The following is a 17,918-nucleotide window of genomic DNA, read 5'->3' on the forward strand; positions in this document are numbered from 1 at the left end:
TTTTTTTAAGAGATATAAGAATCTGTCAGTTAAGGCATTTCTTATTCTTAGGATTATTCGGGGAAATAAACAACCGACAAGGCGTTTTTATCAAATGTGGGCAGCATTCAATCGTTGAAGTGGGACATGCGCTGATTTTTTCAGCCCGCAGGTTGGGCCTGTGGTGCTGAAAAAATTTGTCAATTTCGGTTCAGGGTTAGCGGGTAACCTCTTATGCTGACAACTATTCCTGCTCTTCAGCAATCAGCGTCAGTTTTTCATCAGTGGCTTTTTCTTCTTCAAGCGTTTCACCCAGTAATTTTGCGGCGTCCTGATAATCAAGCTTCAGCGCTAAGGCACGCAAGGTACCGTAAGTGGCAATTTCATAGTGTTCAACTTTTTGCGCGGCACCAATCAATCCTGCGTCTCTAACCGGACCTTCTTCAACTTCATCGATAATTTCCTGCGCCTCTTCCGCCAGCCCTTCAAGCGCATGGCATTTCATGCGTTTGATCTGCACACCTTCGGTAAGCTCTACCAATTGATCGATACGTTCGATTTGTCCGCGCGTTTCTTCCAGATGCTGTTTAAAAGCCGCAACTAAATTTGGATCCGATGCTGCACGAATCATTTTCGGCAGCGCTTTAGTAATCTGCTTTTCTGCACTGTAAATATCAGATAAGTCATGCACAAAGAGATCCTGAAGGGTTTTAATCGTCATAATATTACCTTTATGTAGGTTATGAGAGGGGTAAGAAAGTGGGTGATAAAGAATTTAAAAACAACGGCACATAAGCCTGACTTAATCATGGTGGAGATTTATTTATTCACAAGCGAAGCCTGAAAAATAAACCCAGCGCACTATTTTATTTATTGCCAGACTTAATCAATCACCCCATGGAGATGAAAAGATGAAAAAAACCACCCAACCTGAACTGTGCTGCCAAATCATTCATGGTCGCACTTTATCCTCACTCAGTTTACTTTCACTGTACGAAGTGGCATTCACCAGCGGTAAATATGCGGTGATGCGACTTGATAAAGATCAATCGTTTCATGAAGGTGACGTTTTTAAGCGTATTAATGATGTTTGGTATTGTGATGGAAAATTAATACATCCACTCTCATTTCAGTTTGTCGATAAAGCTGAAGCGCAGCGTTTTTTTATTGAATTTGAGCAATGAATTTTACATTCATGTTCATGCAGGTGCTTGAAAAGGCATTATCTCATCCGCCTGCGCAGGTGGCAGTGACATCCAGAAACTCACATCCATACTCACCTGATATTCCGCATGCGATTCGAGAAAGATGTGTTCACCGCTGCGTGACTGACCACCATAAAGCCAGCCACCCTGCACCTCACCGTTTTCAAACTGCACAATGCACTCCTGCTTGTAGCCGGGATATTGTTCATTAATATCAATCCATTCAAGAATATGGCGCATGGCCTTACTCCTCAGCAATAAATAATGATTTACAGTGCGGACACAACATCGCCTGGCCACGCGCTTGTTTAAGGGACGATTGCGGGCAAAACTTTTTACACACTGGACACTGCGTTTTCACTTCCCGCCTCGATAAGTTTTCTAAAAATTGATTTAGCCAGCTCATGATTTATTTCCTTTTTCAGTTAACTCATTCTAACACACCTCATTTTTTTCACGCTCACTAACACTTGACAACTATGCTAAAGATACTCAAGCCCATCATTATGTTCAGTTAAATACTTTACATTTAACTTTTATTTTATAAACCAACCGTTAAATAGATTTGGCGCTATACTCAGAAAAGACCGCTATTTTCCCTCGCCCTTTCTATAACCATCAACTTTCCTGTTGATAGTTCTGAATCTTTATAATCCATTGGATTTTTTGTGACGCCATTATGAAAAATAAAATTCCCACCGGGACAATCATAAACAGCAGTGTGCTTCCAGTAACGGCGCGAAGCAGCGTTGAGTTTATGCATGAAAGTGGCATTTATCAGGCCAACCGGCCAGATGTCTTTTCTGAGCAACAAATGGAGAATTACGGAGCGCGATTAGCCAAAACGCATCATCTTTCTAGTGCTAAAAAAAGCTATAAATTATTGCAGCGACTGGCTGAAAATGAACAGGCACTAATAAAAAGTGCCGAAATATTAAGTACCGGCGATAAACGTAATCTAACACCGGCAGGTGAATGGCTGCTGGATAATTTTTATATTATCGAAGAGCAAATCCGCATGGTGCGCCATTTGTTGCCCACCAAATTTGGTCAGGGGTTGCCGGTACTAACCGAACCCGCCCACTGTCTGCGTATTCAGGCGATTGCGGATGAGATGATTAGCCATAGCGATGGCCGCTTAGAATCTGCGGTGCTAGCAACCTTTATTCACGCCTATCAGCGTGTTACCCCGCTGCTGATGGGCGAGCTTTGGGCGCTTCCTGCCATGTTACGCTTCGCGTTACTCGATAATCTTGCGCGCATTGCCCAAGGCGTTGCTGAGATCCATCAGGAACGCAGCGAGGCGGAAGCGTGGATTAATGAGATCGTTCATCACTCAGCGAAAGATGCCACCCGTGTGATTCAGGTCATTGCAGAAATGGCGCACAAAAACGATCAGCTTTCGGGTGCGTTTGTCGCTGAACTGGCGCGCAAACTGAATGGCCAGAATCACTCGCTGGCGCTGACGTGGGTGGAACAACATCTGCTGAACACCGGGCGTAACACTGCGGATGTGATTGAACAATTTAACCGGCATCTGGCACTGAGTCAGCTCTCTGTCAGCAACAGCATTGCCGGATTGCGTCAGCTTGGCGAAATCAACTGGCAGGAATTGGTGGAATCGCTAAGTCTGGTAGACCAGGTGCTGGCGCAGGATCCCACCGGCATCTATCCGCAGATGCACTTTGACAGCCGCGATCAATATCGGCATGTGGTTGAAGAGCTGGCTCGCAAGAGCGAATTCGATGAGCTGAACGTTGCCAATCAGGTGCTGGCATTGAGTCGTCAGGCTGAACTGCCGCCGCGCCAGCAGCATATTGGTTATTTTCTACTGGATAAAGGTCGCGCGCAGCTTGAGCAACAGCTGCAGCCGCGGCGTTCATGGCTGAATCAGGCGCGTCATCATCTCAGTCAAACGCCGCTGCTCTCCTGGCTGGGCAGCCTCACCTTGCTGACCACCGCCTTCAGCGCCGAAACCCTGTTTTTTACCCAACAAGCGGGCATGTCGGTGGTGCTGTGGCTGTTACTCATTCCGGCAGTGATTTTAATCAGCAGCCAGCTTGCCATGCAGTTACTTAGTGAAGTGACAACCCGCACCCGTCATCCGGTTCCGCTTCCGCGACTTGATTACGAGCTTGCGGTACCGGATGGCGATCGCACGCTGGTGGTGATCCCCTGTTTAATCAGCAGCAAACAAGGTACCGATACGTTGCTGCGTTCACTGGAAACCAGCTATCTCGGCAACGCGTTGGACAACATCACTTTTGCGTTACTGGCCGATTTCACTGACAGCGTGGCCGAACATCAGGTGGATGACGAGGAAATCATCAGTTATGCGGTGCTGAAAATTCAGGCGCTCAATCGACGCTACAGCAGCAAGTCGCATAAAGATGTGCTGTTTTCTCTGCTGCATCGCAATCGCATACATAATCCCTCTCAGGGCGTGTGGATGGGATATGAACGTAAACGCGGCAAACTGCGGGCGCTCAATCGCTGGCTACAGGGTGAAGAGGATATGTTTAACCTCATCGTCGGCGCCAGCCAGACGCAAATGCGCACGGTGAAATACGTCATTACCCTCGATACCGACACCATTCTGCCGCGCGAAACCGCGCATAAGCTGATTGGCATCATGGCGCATCCGCTCAATGCGCCCGTGTTTGATGACAGCCTGAACCGCGTGGTGGAAGGCTACGCCATTCTGCAGCCGCGACTGGCCGAAGAGATCCCGCCCTTTGGACAGGGCCGCTACGCCCGCCTTTCCAGCAGCGTGCCAGGCAACGACGCCTATTCATCCATATCCTCCGATATCTATCAGGATCTGTTTGGTGAAGGTTCGTTTGTCGGCAAAGGCATTTACGATGTGGCGGCGTTCACCCGTGCAACGCGCAATACTTGTCCGGAAAACCTGGTGCTTAGCCACGATCTGCTCGAAGGCTGTTATGCACGGTCCGGCGTGGTCAGCAATGTGGTGCTGTATGAACATTATCCGGATAATTATCTCAGCGATGTCGCGCGGCGTTTCCGCTGGGTGCGTGGCGACTGGCAACTATTGAACTGGCTAAAGTTAAGGGTGCGGCTTGAAGATGGTGGCTATCAGGCTAATCCGCTTAGCATGCTCTCGCGCTGGAAATTGTTCGACAACCTGCGTCGCAGCCTGGTGGCGCCAGCCCTCCTTTTGCTGCTCTTTCTCGCCTTCAGTTGGGTCGCGAATCCGCTCTTTTGGCTCGGCTGCATCACTCTGTTCCTGCTGTTACCCGGCGCGTTGGCGCTGAGCATGGAAGGCTTGCGCAAGAGTAAGAAACGCGCCTGGCAACATCATCTCAACATCTTGTACGCAGATGCTTTAACCCGCCTGTGCCGTGCTGGGCTAACGCTGGCGGCACTGCCGCACGAAAGTTACTGGTCGCTGAAAGCGATTGTTATCACGCTATGGCGGCTGAACGTGAGCGGACAGTTTCTTAACGAATGGAAAAGCGCTTCTGCGGGCAGTGCGTCGCCCACTCCCTCGTTACGCCATTTTTACCGGGCAATGTGGATAAATCCGACGGCGGGCGTTGCACTGTCACTTTTAACTGCGCTGTTTAATCCTGCATTGATTACCCTGGCTATGCCGGTCACGCTGCTATGGCTGATCACGCCGTGGCTGCTGTGGCAATTGAGTAAACCTGCACAATCGCGTCAGAAAAAGCTCTCCGCCGAGCAGCAGCAATTTTTGCGCCAGACTGCGCGCCACACCTGGGCGTGGTTTGATGATTTCGTCACCGCCGAGCATAACCACTTACCGCCGGACAACTTTCAGGAAGTGTTGCAGCCGGTGGTGGCACACCGCACCTCGCCAACCAATATCGGCCTGTCACTGCTGGCTAATTTAACCGCGTGGGATTTTGGCTACATCACGCAGAAACAGGTGATCACCCGTACGCTCGCCACGCTGGATAGCCTTGATCGCATGGAGCATTTCCGTGGACATCTCTACAACTGGTACGACACCTACACGCTGAAACCGTTAAATCCGCGCTATGTTTCCACCGTCGATAGCGGCAACCTTGCCGCGCACCTCGCTACGCTACAGTCGGGACTTGCGCAGTGGAAGCATCTGCCGGTGATCGCCTTACCGGCGATCATGGCCGGTCTGAATGACACCTTGTTGCTGGCGAAAGCGCAAATGGGCGCTGAGCGTCACGATCGCTGGGATGAGTTAGCCGAACAGTTTGCTGCGCTGCAGCAGGCCGCACCCGCCACGATCGCCGATCATCTCGCTTCACTGATCGCGCTGAGTGAAATTCTGCTGGCTCAGCTGAAGATGCCGCCGCTGCAGGTGAGATGGTTTGAGCTGTTTATCCACCAGCTCAGCGATTTCCAGCAGGAGTGGACACGCTATTTCAGCTGGATCACCCCGGATGATGTTCTGCCTGACGCTTTACCCTCCTTGCTGTGGCTGAGTGAGTTAACGATCCATCGCCCCGGCTTGCCTGCCCCGCTCGCGGCTTCTGTAATGTGGGCCGCGCGTGAACGCATGGCGACTTTGCTGGAGCTGGATGGACGTCTTGAGGATCACGCCAAAATGGACTTCCACTTTCTCTATGTGGAAAAAACGGCGCTGCTCAGCGTCGGTTACAACCTCGACAGCGGCGTGCTCGACAAAGGCAATTACGATCTCTTCCCGTCCGAAGTGCGCCTCACACACTATTACGCCATCTCCGCCAATCAGTTGCCGGTAAAAAGCTGGTTCGTGCTAGGCCGATTGTTCACCCAGTTGGATAACAAACCTGCGGTGATGTCGTGGAGCGGCTCGATGTTTGAATATCTGATGCCGCATCTGGTGATGCCGGTTTACCCGGATACGCTGCTGGAGAAAATGGCGCTCTCTGCGGTGAAGCAGCAGATTGCCTCCGGCGATGCCGCGCAGATTCCGTGGGGCGTCTCAGAATCCGCCTACGCCGCTTTCGATGACAGCCAAAACTATCAATATAAAGCCTTCGGAACGCCGGAGTTAGGGCTAAAGCGTGGGCTTAATGATGACCATGTGGTTGCGCCCTACGCCACGCTGTTAGCGTTGATGGTGCTGCCGCATCAGGCCACTGACAATCTGATGAGGCTAAAGAAAATGGGTGCCTGCGGCAAATACGGTTTTTACGAAGCGCTGGATTTCACCGCGCATCGGTTAGCGCGCGGTCAGCAATTTGTGGCGGTGAAAACCTACATGGCGCATCACCAGGGAATGGGTTTTCTGGCGATTTCGCATCTGCTGCATGAAGCCCCGATGGTCGCGCGGTTCATGGCCAGCGCACGCTTCCAGTCCTCTTACTTGCTGTTGCAGGAGCGCGTGCCGGATGACATTGAGCTTTATACGCCGCGTCGTCAATTTGTTGACACCAGCGAGATCAAGCCGCGTTCAGATACGCCAGAACTGCGCGAGTTCAGCGGTTCGGCGGCGCATCTGCCGCAGGTCCAGCTGCTATCGAATGCCAATTATCATGTCATGGTGACGCAATCCGGCACCGGTTATAGCCAGTGGAAAGGATTGGCGTTAACCCGCTGGCGCGCCGATGGCACCAGCAATCAACACGGTATTTTCTGCTACATCCGCGATCGTCAATCCGGCGAGCTGATTAGCCCGACGTTCCAGCCCAGCGGCGACGCGCGCCCCCAGCATATTGCGCGCTTCACCGATGCCGGCGCGGAGTTTGAATCGCGCATGGAAACACTTAGCACGCGCACTCTGGTTGTGGTTTCGCCAGAAGATGATGTGGAGATTCGCCGCATCGTCCTGACTAATCATTCACGCCAGCTGCGAGAGATTGATATCACCAGCTATGCGGAAGTGGTGCTGGCTTCTGCCGCCAGCGATATGGCGCATCCGGCGTTCAGTAACCTGTTTGTGCAAACCGAGATCGTCACTGAACTGGAGGCCATTCTGGCCCATCGCCGCCCGCGTGATGAGAAAACCCAGCCGGTGTGGATGTTCCACGCCCTGCTGATTCATGGCACCAGCGAGCGCGACACGCATTATGAAACTGACCGGGCGCAGTTTATTGGCCGGGGTAACACCGCCGCCCATCCGCAGGCCATTGCCGCGGACGGCATACTCAGCGGCAGCGCGGGTTCGGTGCTCGATCCGTTGATGTCGATTCGACAGAAAATCGCGCTTAAACCGGGTAAATCCGTCACGCTTGATTTGGTGTATGGCGTAACCACGCAGCGTGATGCCTGCCTTGGATTAATTGAGAAGTATCGCAACAATGTCTACGCCAATCGGGTATTTGAAATGGCGGCTTCGCACAGTCAAGTGGCGCTGCGCCAGCTGAATATTCTCGCCGAAGATGCCAGTTTGTATAACCAACTCGCCAGCGCGGTAATTTATGCCAGCCCCGAAATGCGCGGCGACAGCCAGCGCCTGCAGCAGAATCGCCTGGGACAAACGTCGCTGTGGCGACACTCACTATCAGGCGATCTGCCGATCGTACTGGTGCGCATCGAAAACGGTACCCAACTCAGCCTGGTGACCAATCTGATTAAGGCGCATCAATACTGGCGCCAGAAAGGCTTAACGGCGGATCTGGTGATCCTTAACGGCGAGCAAGGCGGCTATCAACAGCTGTTGCAAAATCAGCTTATCAAGATGGTCTCATCCAGCGAAGTTCAGGTGCTGGCCGACAAACCCGGTGGCATCTTCCTGCGTCAAAGCGATCACTTTGCGGCCGAAGATGTCACGCTGCTCCTCTGCGTGGCTGCCGTCGTGCTGGAAGGACGCAATGGCAGTTTGGCCGATCAGCTGACGGTGCTGTTAAAACCACAGCCGGTTGCGCCGACTCCCCGTTTCCTGCCCCATAAACTGGCATTTCCTGCCCCTGTTCGCCTGGCCGCGCCTGACACCTTGCAGTTGTTCAATGGCACCGGCGGCTACAGCGCAGATGGCAGTGAATATCACATTCTGTTGCCCGAACAGCATCAGACGCCCGCGCCCTGGAGCAACGTACTGGCGAACAAACAGTTTGGCAGCGTCATCTCCGAGAGTGGTCAGGCGTATACATGGTATGAAAATGCCCATGAATTCCGTTTGACGCCGTGGCACAACGATCCGGTTAGCGACACATCGGGCGAAGCCTTTTATCTGCGCGATGAAGAGAGCGGCGATGTCTGGTCGCCCATGCCGCTGCCAATACGTGGCAACGGCGATTATCTGACACAGCATGGTATGGGCTACAGCCGCTTTGTCCATCAGGAGCAAGGCATTCGCAGCAGCGTCACCACCTTCGTGGCACGTGAAGACGCGGCAAAAATCACCCTGATTCAGTTAAGCAATGTGTCGGGTCGCACGCGCTACATGTCCATCACCGGTTATGTTGAATGGGTGCTCGGCGAGCTGGCGAGCCAGTCGGCCCGCCATGTGCAAACGTCCTCGGTAATGGTTGACGATGGCAGCGCGATTCTGGCGGTGAATCCCTATATCAGCGCCGGATCTCAGCGCACCGCCTTCTTTGCTGCCTCGGGCAACCAAATTACCTTCAGCGGTAATCGTCTTGAGTGTCTGGGCCGCAATGGCTCTACGCGCAGGCCCGCGATGATGCAAGCGCGTGGCTTATCGGGCAATACCGGCGCGGGACTCGATCCCTGTGCGACTCTGCAAACCCTCACCACCTTAATTGACGGCGATACGCGCACGCTGGTGTTTGTTCTAGGCGCAGCGGAGGATACGACATCGGCGGTGACGCTGATGCAGCAACTTCTGCCAACTGAACAGGCGGAAGCTGAGCTGGAAAAAGTGAAACATCACTGGCGCGGCCTGCTCAACAAAGTTGAGATCCAGACGCCCGATGCAGCGGTTAACTTACTGGCGAATAACTGGCTGTTGTACCAAACGCTGGCGAGTCGCTTGCTGGCGCGCAGCGGATATTATCAGTCGGGCGGCGCTTTTGGCTTCCGCGATCAGTTGCAGGATACGCTGTCACTCACCCATGCCGCGCCGCACTTGCTGCGCGATCAGCTGGTGCTATGCGCATCTCGCCAGTTCCTCGAAGGGGATGTGCAACATTGGTGGCATCCGCCGGCTGGACGTGGCGTACGCACCCGCTGCTCGGATGATTATCTCTGGCTGCCCTTTGCACTTTGCCACTACATCACCGCTACCGACGATCTGACGCTGTTGGAACAGCCGGTGGCTTACCTTGACGCGCCGTTGCTCGCCGCCGAGGAAGAGTCGGTTTATAGCCTGCCCAACGTCAGTCAGGTGCAGGAAAACCTGTGGCAGCATGGTTTGCGTGCCATCCAGCATGGCCTGACTTTCGGTGAGCATGGTTTGCCGCTAATGGGCTCCGGCGACTGGAATGATGGCATGAGTGAAGTCGGTATTGCCGGTAAAGGCGAGAGCGTCTGGCTGGGCTTTTTCCTCTACACGGTGCTGACGCGTTTTGCCGCCCTCTCACAACGCATTGGTCAGGCTGAAGCCGCCAGCCGGTGTGAACAGCAGGCGGAGCAGCTAAAAACAGCACTGAATCAGCTCGCCTGGGACGGTGAATGGTTCCTGCGTGGCTACTTTGATAGCGGCGAAACCCTGGGTTCGCATCTGAACGCCGAGTGCCGCATTGATGCCATCGCGCAGAGCTGGTCGGTCCTTTCCGCTGCGGGCGATCGAGACAAATGCGCATCCGCGATGCGGGCACTTGATCAGCAGTTGGTCGATAGTGATAACGGCCTGATCAAGCTGCTGACACCGCCGTTCAATGGCGTTGGCCCTAATCCCGGATACATTCGCGGTTACCTGCCCGGCATCCGCGAAAACGGCGGGCAATACACGCATGGTGCGCTGTGGGCGATTATGGCATTTGCCGAAATGGGCCAGATCGATCGCGCATGGGAACTGCTGGCGTTGATTAACCCGATCAATCACAGCCTCAATGCGGCGGATGTCGACACCTATAAGGTGGAGCCTTACGTGATGGCGGCCGACGTTTACAGCGCCGAGAACCACCAGGGCCGCGGCGGCTGGACGTGGTACACCGGGTCAGCAGGCTGGACCTATCAGTTAATTATCGAAAGCCTGCTCGGCATCACGCGCCACGGCGATAAGCTGCAGCTGCGCCCGCGTCTGCCCAAAACGTGGCCGGGTGCAAAAGTGATTTATCATGAAGGTGAGGCGCACTATGAGATTGAGATGGTGCGGGCGCAAGGCACTTATCAGCTGTGGCTGAATGGGATTCTCAGTCCAGATGATGCCATTACGCTTAACCGCGACGCCGGACATCATCAGGTGCTCATTCATCTCGCTGAGTAGCGATCACAGAGCCCGATCAGAAATTTGCCGTAAAATTTTGGCTCGACAGCCTACCTGCAGGTACAGTGGCGTCTTCGTTCGCTTTCGCTAAGGAAGACGTCACTGATGAGCGCGACATTCAGAATTGCCGTTGTTTGGGGTTTTATCTGCTTCTTATTACTCTACCGAACCTTGCTTTCCGAAGTCATATTGTCGTGGCACGTGTTGCAACAGTATGACATCCCTGTCTGGCAGCTCTTTGTTTCATACGCCAGCAATATTCTCCCCGCCTTGATTCCATTCGGCTGTTTTGTATGGTTAACGCATAAAGCCACATTCAGCAAAATGTCCGCACTGACGCTTCCCCTCGCTGGCTGGTTGATCGGCCGCTTTGTTGTGATCGTCCTACTGTGGATCATTACCGTTAAAATCAGTAACCCACCGCCGTATACGGAAGGCTTACACAACATAATTATCGATCATCTGATACAGGTTTATGGGTCTGTTAATACACTTACGTCGGCACTGGTTATCATGGTTTGTGCTTACGCATTTTGGCGTGAGCGCATAACACTGTAATTCACATCAAAAAATAATGCCCGAAGCGACACCATTTCTCTGCACGCAACTGCGTAACCGGTGTGACGACAAAACCCAATAAACCCGATTGCCTGGGCAATCGGGTTGCTCTTTACCACCACGGTTTCTCTTCCTGCGGCTGCATAAATTGCACGCCCTGCCCGATTTGCGGCATCGATAACTTGATGTGATGTTCTTGTGCCAGCGCCACGATTTGATTAAGCGGATCGTTCCATGGATGAAACGCCAGATCGAAAGCAGCATTGTGAATCGGGAACAGCCATTTGGCGTTGAGATCTAAAAATGCGTTGATGGTGTCTTGCGGTAGCATATGAATATCGGCCCAGCGCCTGTCATATGCGCCGTTCTCAAGAAAAGCCATATCAAACGGGCCGAATTTATTGCCGATCTGTTTGAAACCGTCGAAGTAACCGGAATCCCCGCCAAAGAACAGACGGAAATCATCGCTGATAATGCTCCAGGAGCACCACAACCGTTTATTGCTATCGAACATGCCGCGTCCGGAAAAATGTTGCGATGGCGTCGCGACAAAATGAATACCGCCGATATTCCTTGATTCCCACCAATCCAGCTGGGTAATTTTTTCCTGCGCCACGCCCCACGATAGCAGCAAATCGCCGACGCCAAGTGGCGTCAGGAAATGGCGTACGCGATCTTTGAGCTGCAAAATGGTGTGGTAATCCAGATGATCGTAATGATCATGTGACAGGATGATCCCTTCGATCGGCGGCAAATCTTGCAGTGCAATCGGCGCAGGCTGGAAGCGTTTGGGACCGAAGCGTTTAAATGGCGAGGCACGCTGCGTAAATACCGGATCGGTCAGCCAATATTTGCCCTGCATTTTAAACAGTAATGAAGAGTGCCCGAGGCGAAATACGCTATTATCCGCGGCCGCCGCAAGCTGCTGCGCGTCGAGGTTTATTACCGGCAGCGCCACATTGGGTGCGCCATTTTTCGGTTTATTAAAGGTAAAATCCCAGAATAGTTTGGCGAACTGAATAAATCCTAACTGCTGGCGTGGAATCTTATTGTTAAACCTTTTGCCATCGAACTGAGCCGATTGCGGATAGCGTTTTATATTGCAGCGAGAAATGCTCGAACTATTCAACATTGATCTTTTACCTCTCTTCGCGGGTCCTTCAGAATAGCCACTTTTACCGCACCGCACATCGCATATTGGGCGGTGTTGTCATGCGGTTTAACTGCGGGATGACATCGCTGCAACACAGGGTTAAAGTCACTCTTTTGCATGATTTCACGAGGGAAAATGAAACGTTTATTTGTTTACGGTACGCTCCAGCCGGGCCATTCGAATGCGCATATTTTGGAAGACATCGGCGGTGAATGGCTGGCGGGATCGGTTTCCGGCACTTTCTACGAGCGTGGCTGGGGCGCGGCAGCAGATTTTCCCGGCATAGTGTTACAGGAAAATGGGCCACGCGTTCCGGGTTATTTGTTTACCTCAGACAAACTTGAACCACACTGGCCGATGCTGGATGCGTTTGAAGATGGCTATGACCGGGTTGAAGTTGATGTCACCACCCGCGATGGAAAGCAGGTTACGGCGTGGATTTATCAGTTGCAGCCACACGCTTAACGTAACCCTTCCGCTTCCCTATATCAGTGCCGGTTAGTGCGCACGTCCTGATTCCAGCTTCTAAAATGAATCTCAAATAGGCGTGAGGAAGACATAATGATCAAGCTCTGTACAGCATGCGGCACCTCTTATGACGAACAAGCAGTGAAAATTGAACAGTGCAAAATATGTCAGGATGAACGGCAATTTGTGCCTGCCAGCGGGCAAAAATGGACTTCACTTGATAGCCTGCAATCCACGCACAGCAATAAATGGCAGCAGCATGCCGCCAACCTATTTAGCCTGCAAACCGTGCCGGGTTTTGCCATAAATCAACGCGCGTTTTTGCTGCAAACACCGCACGGCAATATCCTGTGGGATTGCATTGCCAATCTTGATGGCGCCACCGCAGCAATCGTGACCGCACTGGGCGGTATTCACGCCATCGCTATATCGCATCCGCACTACTACACCACTATGCAGGATTGGGCGGCGGCGTTTGATGCCCCCATTTATCTGCACGCTAACGATAGCGAATGGATTATGCGTGATAGCCCGCATATCAGGCTCTGGCAAAATGACGAGCTGGAAATTGTGCCGGAGGTAAAGCTGGTTCGCCTTGGCGGACATTTTGCCGGCGGATGCGTATTGCATTGGGCGCACGAAGACGGCGTGCTGTTGAGCGGCGATATCGTGCAAGTCACGCCAGGCGCTGATGCGGTGTCCTTTATGTGGAGCTATCCGAATATGTTGCCGTTATCGGCGGCATCAGTCAGCGATATCACACATCGGCTGGCGGCACGAGAATTTGAGCGGTTGTATGGCGCGTTTGAACACCGTGAAATCCTTACTGATGCACGGCGAATCGTAATGCAATCAGGCGAGAAATATATTGCCTGCTTGCAGCAGTCACCCGCTTGAACGAATTATAGGCGAACGCACCGCAGATGGATGTACAGACGTCTAGATATCCACTATAGTCCCTTTCCTACGTTAAGAGGGGATCTGCGCAATGAAGAAAATTTTACTCACCACGCTGCTGGCTGCTTCCGTGGCATTGCTGAGTGGCTGTAACAAAGATAATGAAAATCAAATCAAAGTCGCCATTAATACCGGACCTGACCAGGCGCTATGGGACACCGTGAAGCAAGTTGCGCACGACAAATATCAACTGGATGTTGATGTGGTTGCTTTTAATGATTATGTACAGCCGAATGAAGCGCTGTTTAATAAAGATGTCGATGCCAACGCGTTTCAGAGTCTGCCCTATCTGGAGATGCAATCTAAAGAGCGCGGCTACCACTTCGCCGTGATCACCAACACCTTCGTGTTCCCGATTGCTGGCTACTCCCGCAAGATTAAATCGCTGAAAGCGTTGCCGGAAGGTGCGACTGTGACCCTCTCCAACGAAGCCACCACGCTTGGCCGCAGCCTGCTGCTGCTGCAGGCGCAAGGCTTACTCAAAGTGAAACCGGAAGCGGGCCTGCTGCCTACCACGCTGGATATCACTGACAATCCGAAGAAGCTGAAAATTGTTGAAGTTGATACGCCGCAACTGGCGCGTACGCTCGACGATCCGCAGGTGTATATTTCAATCATCAACAACAACTTTGCCGCACTGGTCAATCTTTCCGCCTCGCGCGATGGCATGTTTATGGAAGGCAAAGCCTCACCTTACGTCAATGCGATAGTGGCGCGTGAAGACAACAAAGACAGTGCAAACGTGCAGAAACTGAAACAAGCATTCCAGTCGCAGGAAGTGCTGGATAAAGCTAACGAAATTTATAAAGGCGATATTATTAAAGGCTGGTAATTTGACGGCAACCGCGCAGGGTTTTCCTGCGCGGTTTAAATTAAGGATTAAAATTATTTAAAATCCACTTCCATCAGTTCCGCAATGGTTGCATTACGTGTTGAATCGACACAATGATGCAAATATTCGGTAAATTTCGAAGAAGGCGGCATACCTAGCTGCAGTAATTTTTCATTGCTGAAGACCACATTCAGTTTTGAGAAATGGCCGTACAAATTCATTGCCCGTAAGACAATACGTTCATTACAGGGACCAAACAATGAAGAAAATGAGGCTTTGCTCTCTGCCAGTTCGCGGTAATTTACTTTCTTATAGGTCTCAGCAACCGCAATTTGTCCCGACGCTTGCGCCATCGCCTTATCAATCTCAGCAAATGTCACACTGCTATTTTCGCCCGCAGAAATATGAATAATCTTCTTCTCCACGTTGGGCGCCGTCAGCAGTAATTCCAGCGCATCGGCACAATAATCCACGGGCACCACATCAATACGGTCATCCAGCTTACACATAAATTTCCCCAACGTTAACGCCATGCGGAACACCCAAAAAATACTTGGTGACGGTGCGCAACCGCAGTCAGAATGCCCCACCACAATCGATGGCCGCGCAATCACTAACGGCAGGCTGGGTAACATCTCGCTCATCATTCTTTCGACGGTCGCTTTACTCCACGTGTATTCGACAAGGTGCTGTTCGCGTTGCGTATTTAATTCGCTCTCCACTACCAGCGAATTTGCTTCAGGCGCACATGACATGGCGGTGCCGACATGAACAAAGCGCTTAAGCCCCTTCACCCGCGACATCCTGCTGGCAAAGGAAAAAGTACCTACAACATTCACTTTCCAGATAGAAGGATTCGCGCCAAATGAGGCCACGGCTGCACAGTAAAGAACATGGGTAACCTCATTCAAACGCGGATCGTCAGCGAATAATTCCGGCTTAGCAAGATCGCCAATTAAGATATTATCGTGGGTTAACCTATTTAAATGACTGTCCTGGACGCCAAATTTAATGAGGTTTCCCTTCACTCTGACTAATCCCTCCTCCTGACTTTTAGCTCGCACTAACAAAAGAAGTCGATAATCATCGTTCTTATTGAGCAGGTTAACCACCACGGCACCCCCCAAAAATCCCGTTGTACCGGTTATTAATACTGTATTCATATTTTTCAACCTACAAGTTTGTATACAGGAAAAAGCCGTGTATAGCGCTGGTTGAAAATCTATGTCACTGCGAGTAAATGATGAATAAATGAACTGCTCACTGCAGCGAGCAAAACCGCCCCAGTGAGCATTGGTTTATATATCTCTGAAAGGGGTTATTCAGGCCTTAGTGCGTTCCCGAAGGATGCACTACGCTTAGAGTGAAAAATGAGCGCGATATAAAAATGGCGTAAAAATATCAGTCAAATGCGTAAAAATGCTGTTTAAAAATTCGCCTGCCACTTTTCGCATTAGCCGCAAACAGGTATGTTCGCCGTCATTAGCCTTACACCTGATCAACAACAGGAAATCTATGAGTCAGAGCGAAAAACAATCCTTGCCGGCCGGCATGCTGGCGGCGGCCGGGATCGTGTTTGGGGATATCGGCACCAGTCCGCTTTACACCCTCAAGGAGTGCCTGTCTATTCTGCCTAATGGCGCCATCTCCACTACCGCGGTGATGGGATTTCTGTCGCTGATTTTTTGGGCGCTGACGCTGATCGTGACGCTGAAATATGTCTGCTTCGTGATGCGCGCCGATCATGATGGCGAAGGCGGCGTGTTAACGCTGATGTCGCTGGCACGTCAACATGTCGGACCCAAAGCTTCGCATATCATTGTGTTAGCGGGTTTAATTGGCGGTGCATTCTTCTACGGTGATGGCGTGATCACACCGGCAATATCGGTGCTGTCGGCAATTGAAGGTATCGAAGTGGTGTCACCAGAGTTGGATAAATTTGTGGTGCCGCTGGCAGTGGCGATTCTTACGCTGCTGTTTATCATTCAAAAACACGGCACCGAAAAGGTCAGCAAGGTGTTCGGGCCAGTGATGTTTGTTTGGTTTGTGTCGATTGCCCTGTTAGGCATTCGCGGCATCCTGCTCAATCCCGACGTGCTTTACGCGCTGAATCCTTCTTATGCGCTGACGTTCTTGCTCAGCCACAAAGCGCTGTCGTTTGCCGCGCTTGGCATGGTGGTGCTGGCCGTAACCGGTGCGGAAGCGCTTTACGCCGATATGGGACATCTGGGCAAAGCGCCGATTCGCATGGCCTGGCTGGTGATCGCCATGCCCGCGCTGGTGCTCAACTACTTTGGTCAGGGCGCATTAGTGATTGCTGATGCCCAGGCCATCAACAATCCATTCTTTAATCTCGCGCCAGGTTGGGGACAGATTCCACTGATTGTGCTGTCAACGCTGGCCACGGTCATTGCGGCGCAATCAGTGATCACCGGCGTTTATACACTGACGCATCAGGCGATTCGTCAGGGATTTCTGCCGCCGATGCGCGTGATCTTCACCTCGCATACCGAATCAGGGCAGATTTATATTCCGGTAGTGAACTGGCTGCTGTTTGTCGCGGTGACGGTAATTGTCCTGGCGTTCCGTCAATCTTCGGCGCTCTCTTCCGCGTACGGCATTGTGGTGACCGGTACCATGGTGATTACCGCCTGCCTGGCGGGCGTGGTGGCGCTGCGTAACTGGAAGTGGCCGCTGCCAGTGGCGCTCATTTTCCTGCTCTGCATGCTAAGCATTGATGTGCCGCTGTTTAGTGCCAATCTGATGAAACTGCTGTCTGGCGGTTGGGTGCCGGTACTGCTGGCGCTGAGCATGATGGGATTGATGTTGATTTGGAGTAGCGAGCGTAATCGCCTGATCCGCAAACTGAATAACGATCCCGAAAGCCTAATGGCGCTGGTGCGATCACTGGAAACCAATCCGCCCAGCCGTGTGCCTGGCACCGCCATCTTCCTTTCACGTAAAGAGCATGAGATTCCGCAGGCGCTGCTGCATAACCTCAAACACAACCGCGTACTGCATAAACGTGTGGTGCTGCTGCATATCCGCACCACCGATATACCGCGCGTCTATAACCAGAAACGCCTGAGCATCACGCAGTTGTCGCCGTCGTTCTGGCAAGTCACCGCCGCTTACGGCTGGCGCGAAACGCCGTCGATGGCTGAGATTCTGCATCTGTGCGGGCTGGAAGGATTAGGATGTACCGTGAACGAAGCCTCTTTCTTCACCTCGCATGACACGCTGGTGATGAAGAAAAGAAAAGGTTTGATGCGGATTAAAGGTGGAATATTTCATTTCTGCCAGCGCAACGCGCAGCGCGCGCATGAGCAATTCAATATTCCACCCAATCGGGTCATTGAGTTGGGCGGGCAGCGCGAGTTTTAACAGAAAAGTTAGGTCGTACATCGCAGCGGCGCAATTTATTGCGCGATAAATCGCGCCGCTGCAAAATGTGCAGATCGATTTTTACCAATGTCAAATGTAACCAGT

General features: G+C 52.1%; 12 protein-coding genes. 7 read left to right on the top strand and 5 right to left on the bottom strand.

The annotated features are described in order from the left end of the window. Positions 1 to 223: 223 nt before the first annotated feature. Complete coding sequence (locus AC6I8K_RS20870) at positions 224 to 700, bottom strand: YciE/YciF ferroxidase family protein (protein ID WP_064740001.1); 477 nt, start codon at positions 698 to 700, stop codon at positions 224 to 226. Positions 701 to 890: 190 nt separating this feature from the next. Here AC6I8K_RS20870 and AC6I8K_RS20875 point away from each other — a divergent pair, with 190 nt between their 5' ends. Then, positions 891 to 1,163, top strand: coding sequence for a hypothetical protein (locus AC6I8K_RS20875; protein ID WP_497827493.1), 273 nt, complete (start codon positions 891 to 893; stop codon positions 1,161 to 1,163). Positions 1,164 to 1,178: 15 nt separating this feature from the next. Here AC6I8K_RS20875 and AC6I8K_RS20880 read toward each other — a convergent pair whose 3' ends face one another. After that, positions 1,179 to 1,424 (bottom strand): hypothetical protein, encoded by a 246-nt coding sequence (locus tag AC6I8K_RS20880; RefSeq protein WP_064739999.1) that lies wholly within the window; start codon positions 1,422 to 1,424, stop codon positions 1,179 to 1,181. Between the two features lie 4 nt (positions 1,425 to 1,428). Further along, complete coding sequence (locus AC6I8K_RS20885) at positions 1,429 to 1,590, bottom strand: YnfU family zinc-binding protein (RefSeq protein ID WP_231102738.1); 162 nt, start codon at positions 1,588 to 1,590, stop codon at positions 1,429 to 1,431. 273 nt (positions 1,591 to 1,863) lie between these two features. On the opposite strand from AC6I8K_RS20885, the gene AC6I8K_RS20890 reads away from it, so the two are divergent. Continuing rightward, positions 1,864 to 10,461, top strand: a complete 8,598-nt coding sequence (locus AC6I8K_RS20890) for a glycoside hydrolase family 94 protein (protein WP_497827494.1) — start codon at positions 1,864 to 1,866, stop codon at positions 10,459 to 10,461. Between the two features lie 105 nt (positions 10,462 to 10,566). Then, positions 10,567 to 11,019: a hypothetical protein gene (locus tag AC6I8K_RS20895; protein WP_497827495.1), complete on the top strand. Its 453-nt coding sequence runs from the start codon at positions 10,567 to 10,569 to the stop codon at positions 11,017 to 11,019. Between the two features lie 112 nt (positions 11,020 to 11,131). Here AC6I8K_RS20895 and AC6I8K_RS20900 read toward each other — a convergent pair whose 3' ends face one another. Next, positions 11,132 to 12,151 carry an MBL fold metallo-hydrolase gene (locus AC6I8K_RS20900; protein WP_483818392.1) on the bottom strand — a complete coding sequence of 340 codons (1,020 nt, stop codon included), beginning with the start codon at positions 12,149 to 12,151 and terminating at the stop codon, positions 11,132 to 11,134. 156 nt (positions 12,152 to 12,307) lie between these two features. Between AC6I8K_RS20900 and AC6I8K_RS20905 the strand changes: the two genes are divergently transcribed. The 3 genes from AC6I8K_RS20905 (at position 12,308) to AC6I8K_RS20915 (ending at position 14,429) form a co-directional block, all read left to right on the top strand. Continuing rightward, the gene (locus tag AC6I8K_RS20905; RefSeq protein WP_483818391.1) at positions 12,308 to 12,637 is read left to right on the top strand and encodes a gamma-glutamylcyclotransferase family protein; all 330 of its coding nucleotides are present in this window, start codon (positions 12,308 to 12,310) and stop codon (positions 12,635 to 12,637) included. A 96-nt stretch (positions 12,638 to 12,733) separates the two neighbouring features. Next, positions 12,734 to 13,537, top strand: coding sequence for an MBL fold metallo-hydrolase (locus tag AC6I8K_RS20910; RefSeq protein ID WP_497827496.1), 804 nt, complete (start codon positions 12,734 to 12,736; stop codon positions 13,535 to 13,537). Between the two features lie 91 nt (positions 13,538 to 13,628). Beyond that, positions 13,629 to 14,429: a MetQ/NlpA family ABC transporter substrate-binding protein gene (locus AC6I8K_RS20915; RefSeq protein ID WP_064739993.1), complete on the top strand. Its 801-nt coding sequence runs from the start codon at positions 13,629 to 13,631 to the stop codon at positions 14,427 to 14,429. Between the two features lie 53 nt (positions 14,430 to 14,482). Here AC6I8K_RS20915 and AC6I8K_RS20920 read toward each other — a convergent pair whose 3' ends face one another. Beyond that, positions 14,483 to 15,592 carry an SDR family oxidoreductase gene (locus AC6I8K_RS20920; RefSeq protein WP_497827497.1) on the bottom strand — a complete coding sequence of 370 codons (1,110 nt, stop codon included), beginning with the start codon at positions 15,590 to 15,592 and terminating at the stop codon, positions 14,483 to 14,485. 352 nt (positions 15,593 to 15,944) lie between these two features. Here AC6I8K_RS20920 and kup point away from each other — a divergent pair, with 352 nt between their 5' ends. Beyond that, positions 15,945 to 17,813: a low affinity potassium transporter Kup gene (gene kup, locus AC6I8K_RS20925; RefSeq protein ID WP_497827498.1), complete on the top strand. Its 1,869-nt coding sequence runs from the start codon at positions 15,945 to 15,947 to the stop codon at positions 17,811 to 17,813. Positions 17,814 to 17,918: the final 105 nt, after the last annotated feature.

This window comes from Pantoea sp. X-Soil-ISGK-421, from assembly GCF_059730785.1.

Bases quoted from the DNA above. Each gene is read 5' to 3' on its own strand.
- AC6I8K_RS20870 (WP_064740001.1), bottom strand. From the start codon at position 700: ATGACGATTAAAACCCTTCAGGATCTCTTTGTGCATGACTTATCTGAT.
- AC6I8K_RS20875 (WP_497827493.1), top strand. From the start codon at position 891: ATGAAAAAAACCACCCAACCTGAACTGTGCTGCCAAATCATTCATGGT.
- AC6I8K_RS20880 (WP_064739999.1), bottom strand. From the start codon at position 1,424: ATGCGCCATATTCTTGAATGGATTGATATTAATGAACAATATCCCGGC.
- AC6I8K_RS20885 (WP_231102738.1), bottom strand. From the start codon at position 1,590: ATGAGCTGGCTAAATCAATTTTTAGAAAACTTATCGAGGCGGGAAGTG.
- AC6I8K_RS20890 (WP_497827494.1), top strand. From the start codon at position 1,864: ATGAAAAATAAAATTCCCACCGGGACAATCATAAACAGCAGTGTGCTT.
- AC6I8K_RS20895 (WP_497827495.1), top strand. From the start codon at position 10,567: ATGAGCGCGACATTCAGAATTGCCGTTGTTTGGGGTTTTATCTGCTTC.
- AC6I8K_RS20900 (WP_483818392.1), bottom strand. From the start codon at position 12,151: ATGTTGAATAGTTCGAGCATTTCTCGCTGCAATATAAAACGCTATCCG.
- AC6I8K_RS20905 (WP_483818391.1), top strand. From the start codon at position 12,308: ATGAAACGTTTATTTGTTTACGGTACGCTCCAGCCGGGCCATTCGAAT.
- AC6I8K_RS20910 (WP_497827496.1), top strand. From the start codon at position 12,734: ATGATCAAGCTCTGTACAGCATGCGGCACCTCTTATGACGAACAAGCA.
- AC6I8K_RS20915 (WP_064739993.1), top strand. From the start codon at position 13,629: ATGAAGAAAATTTTACTCACCACGCTGCTGGCTGCTTCCGTGGCATTG.
- AC6I8K_RS20920 (WP_497827497.1), bottom strand. From the start codon at position 15,592: ATGAATACAGTATTAATAACCGGTACAACGGGATTTTTGGGGGGTGCC.
- kup (WP_497827498.1), top strand. From the start codon at position 15,945: ATGAGTCAGAGCGAAAAACAATCCTTGCCGGCCGGCATGCTGGCGGCG.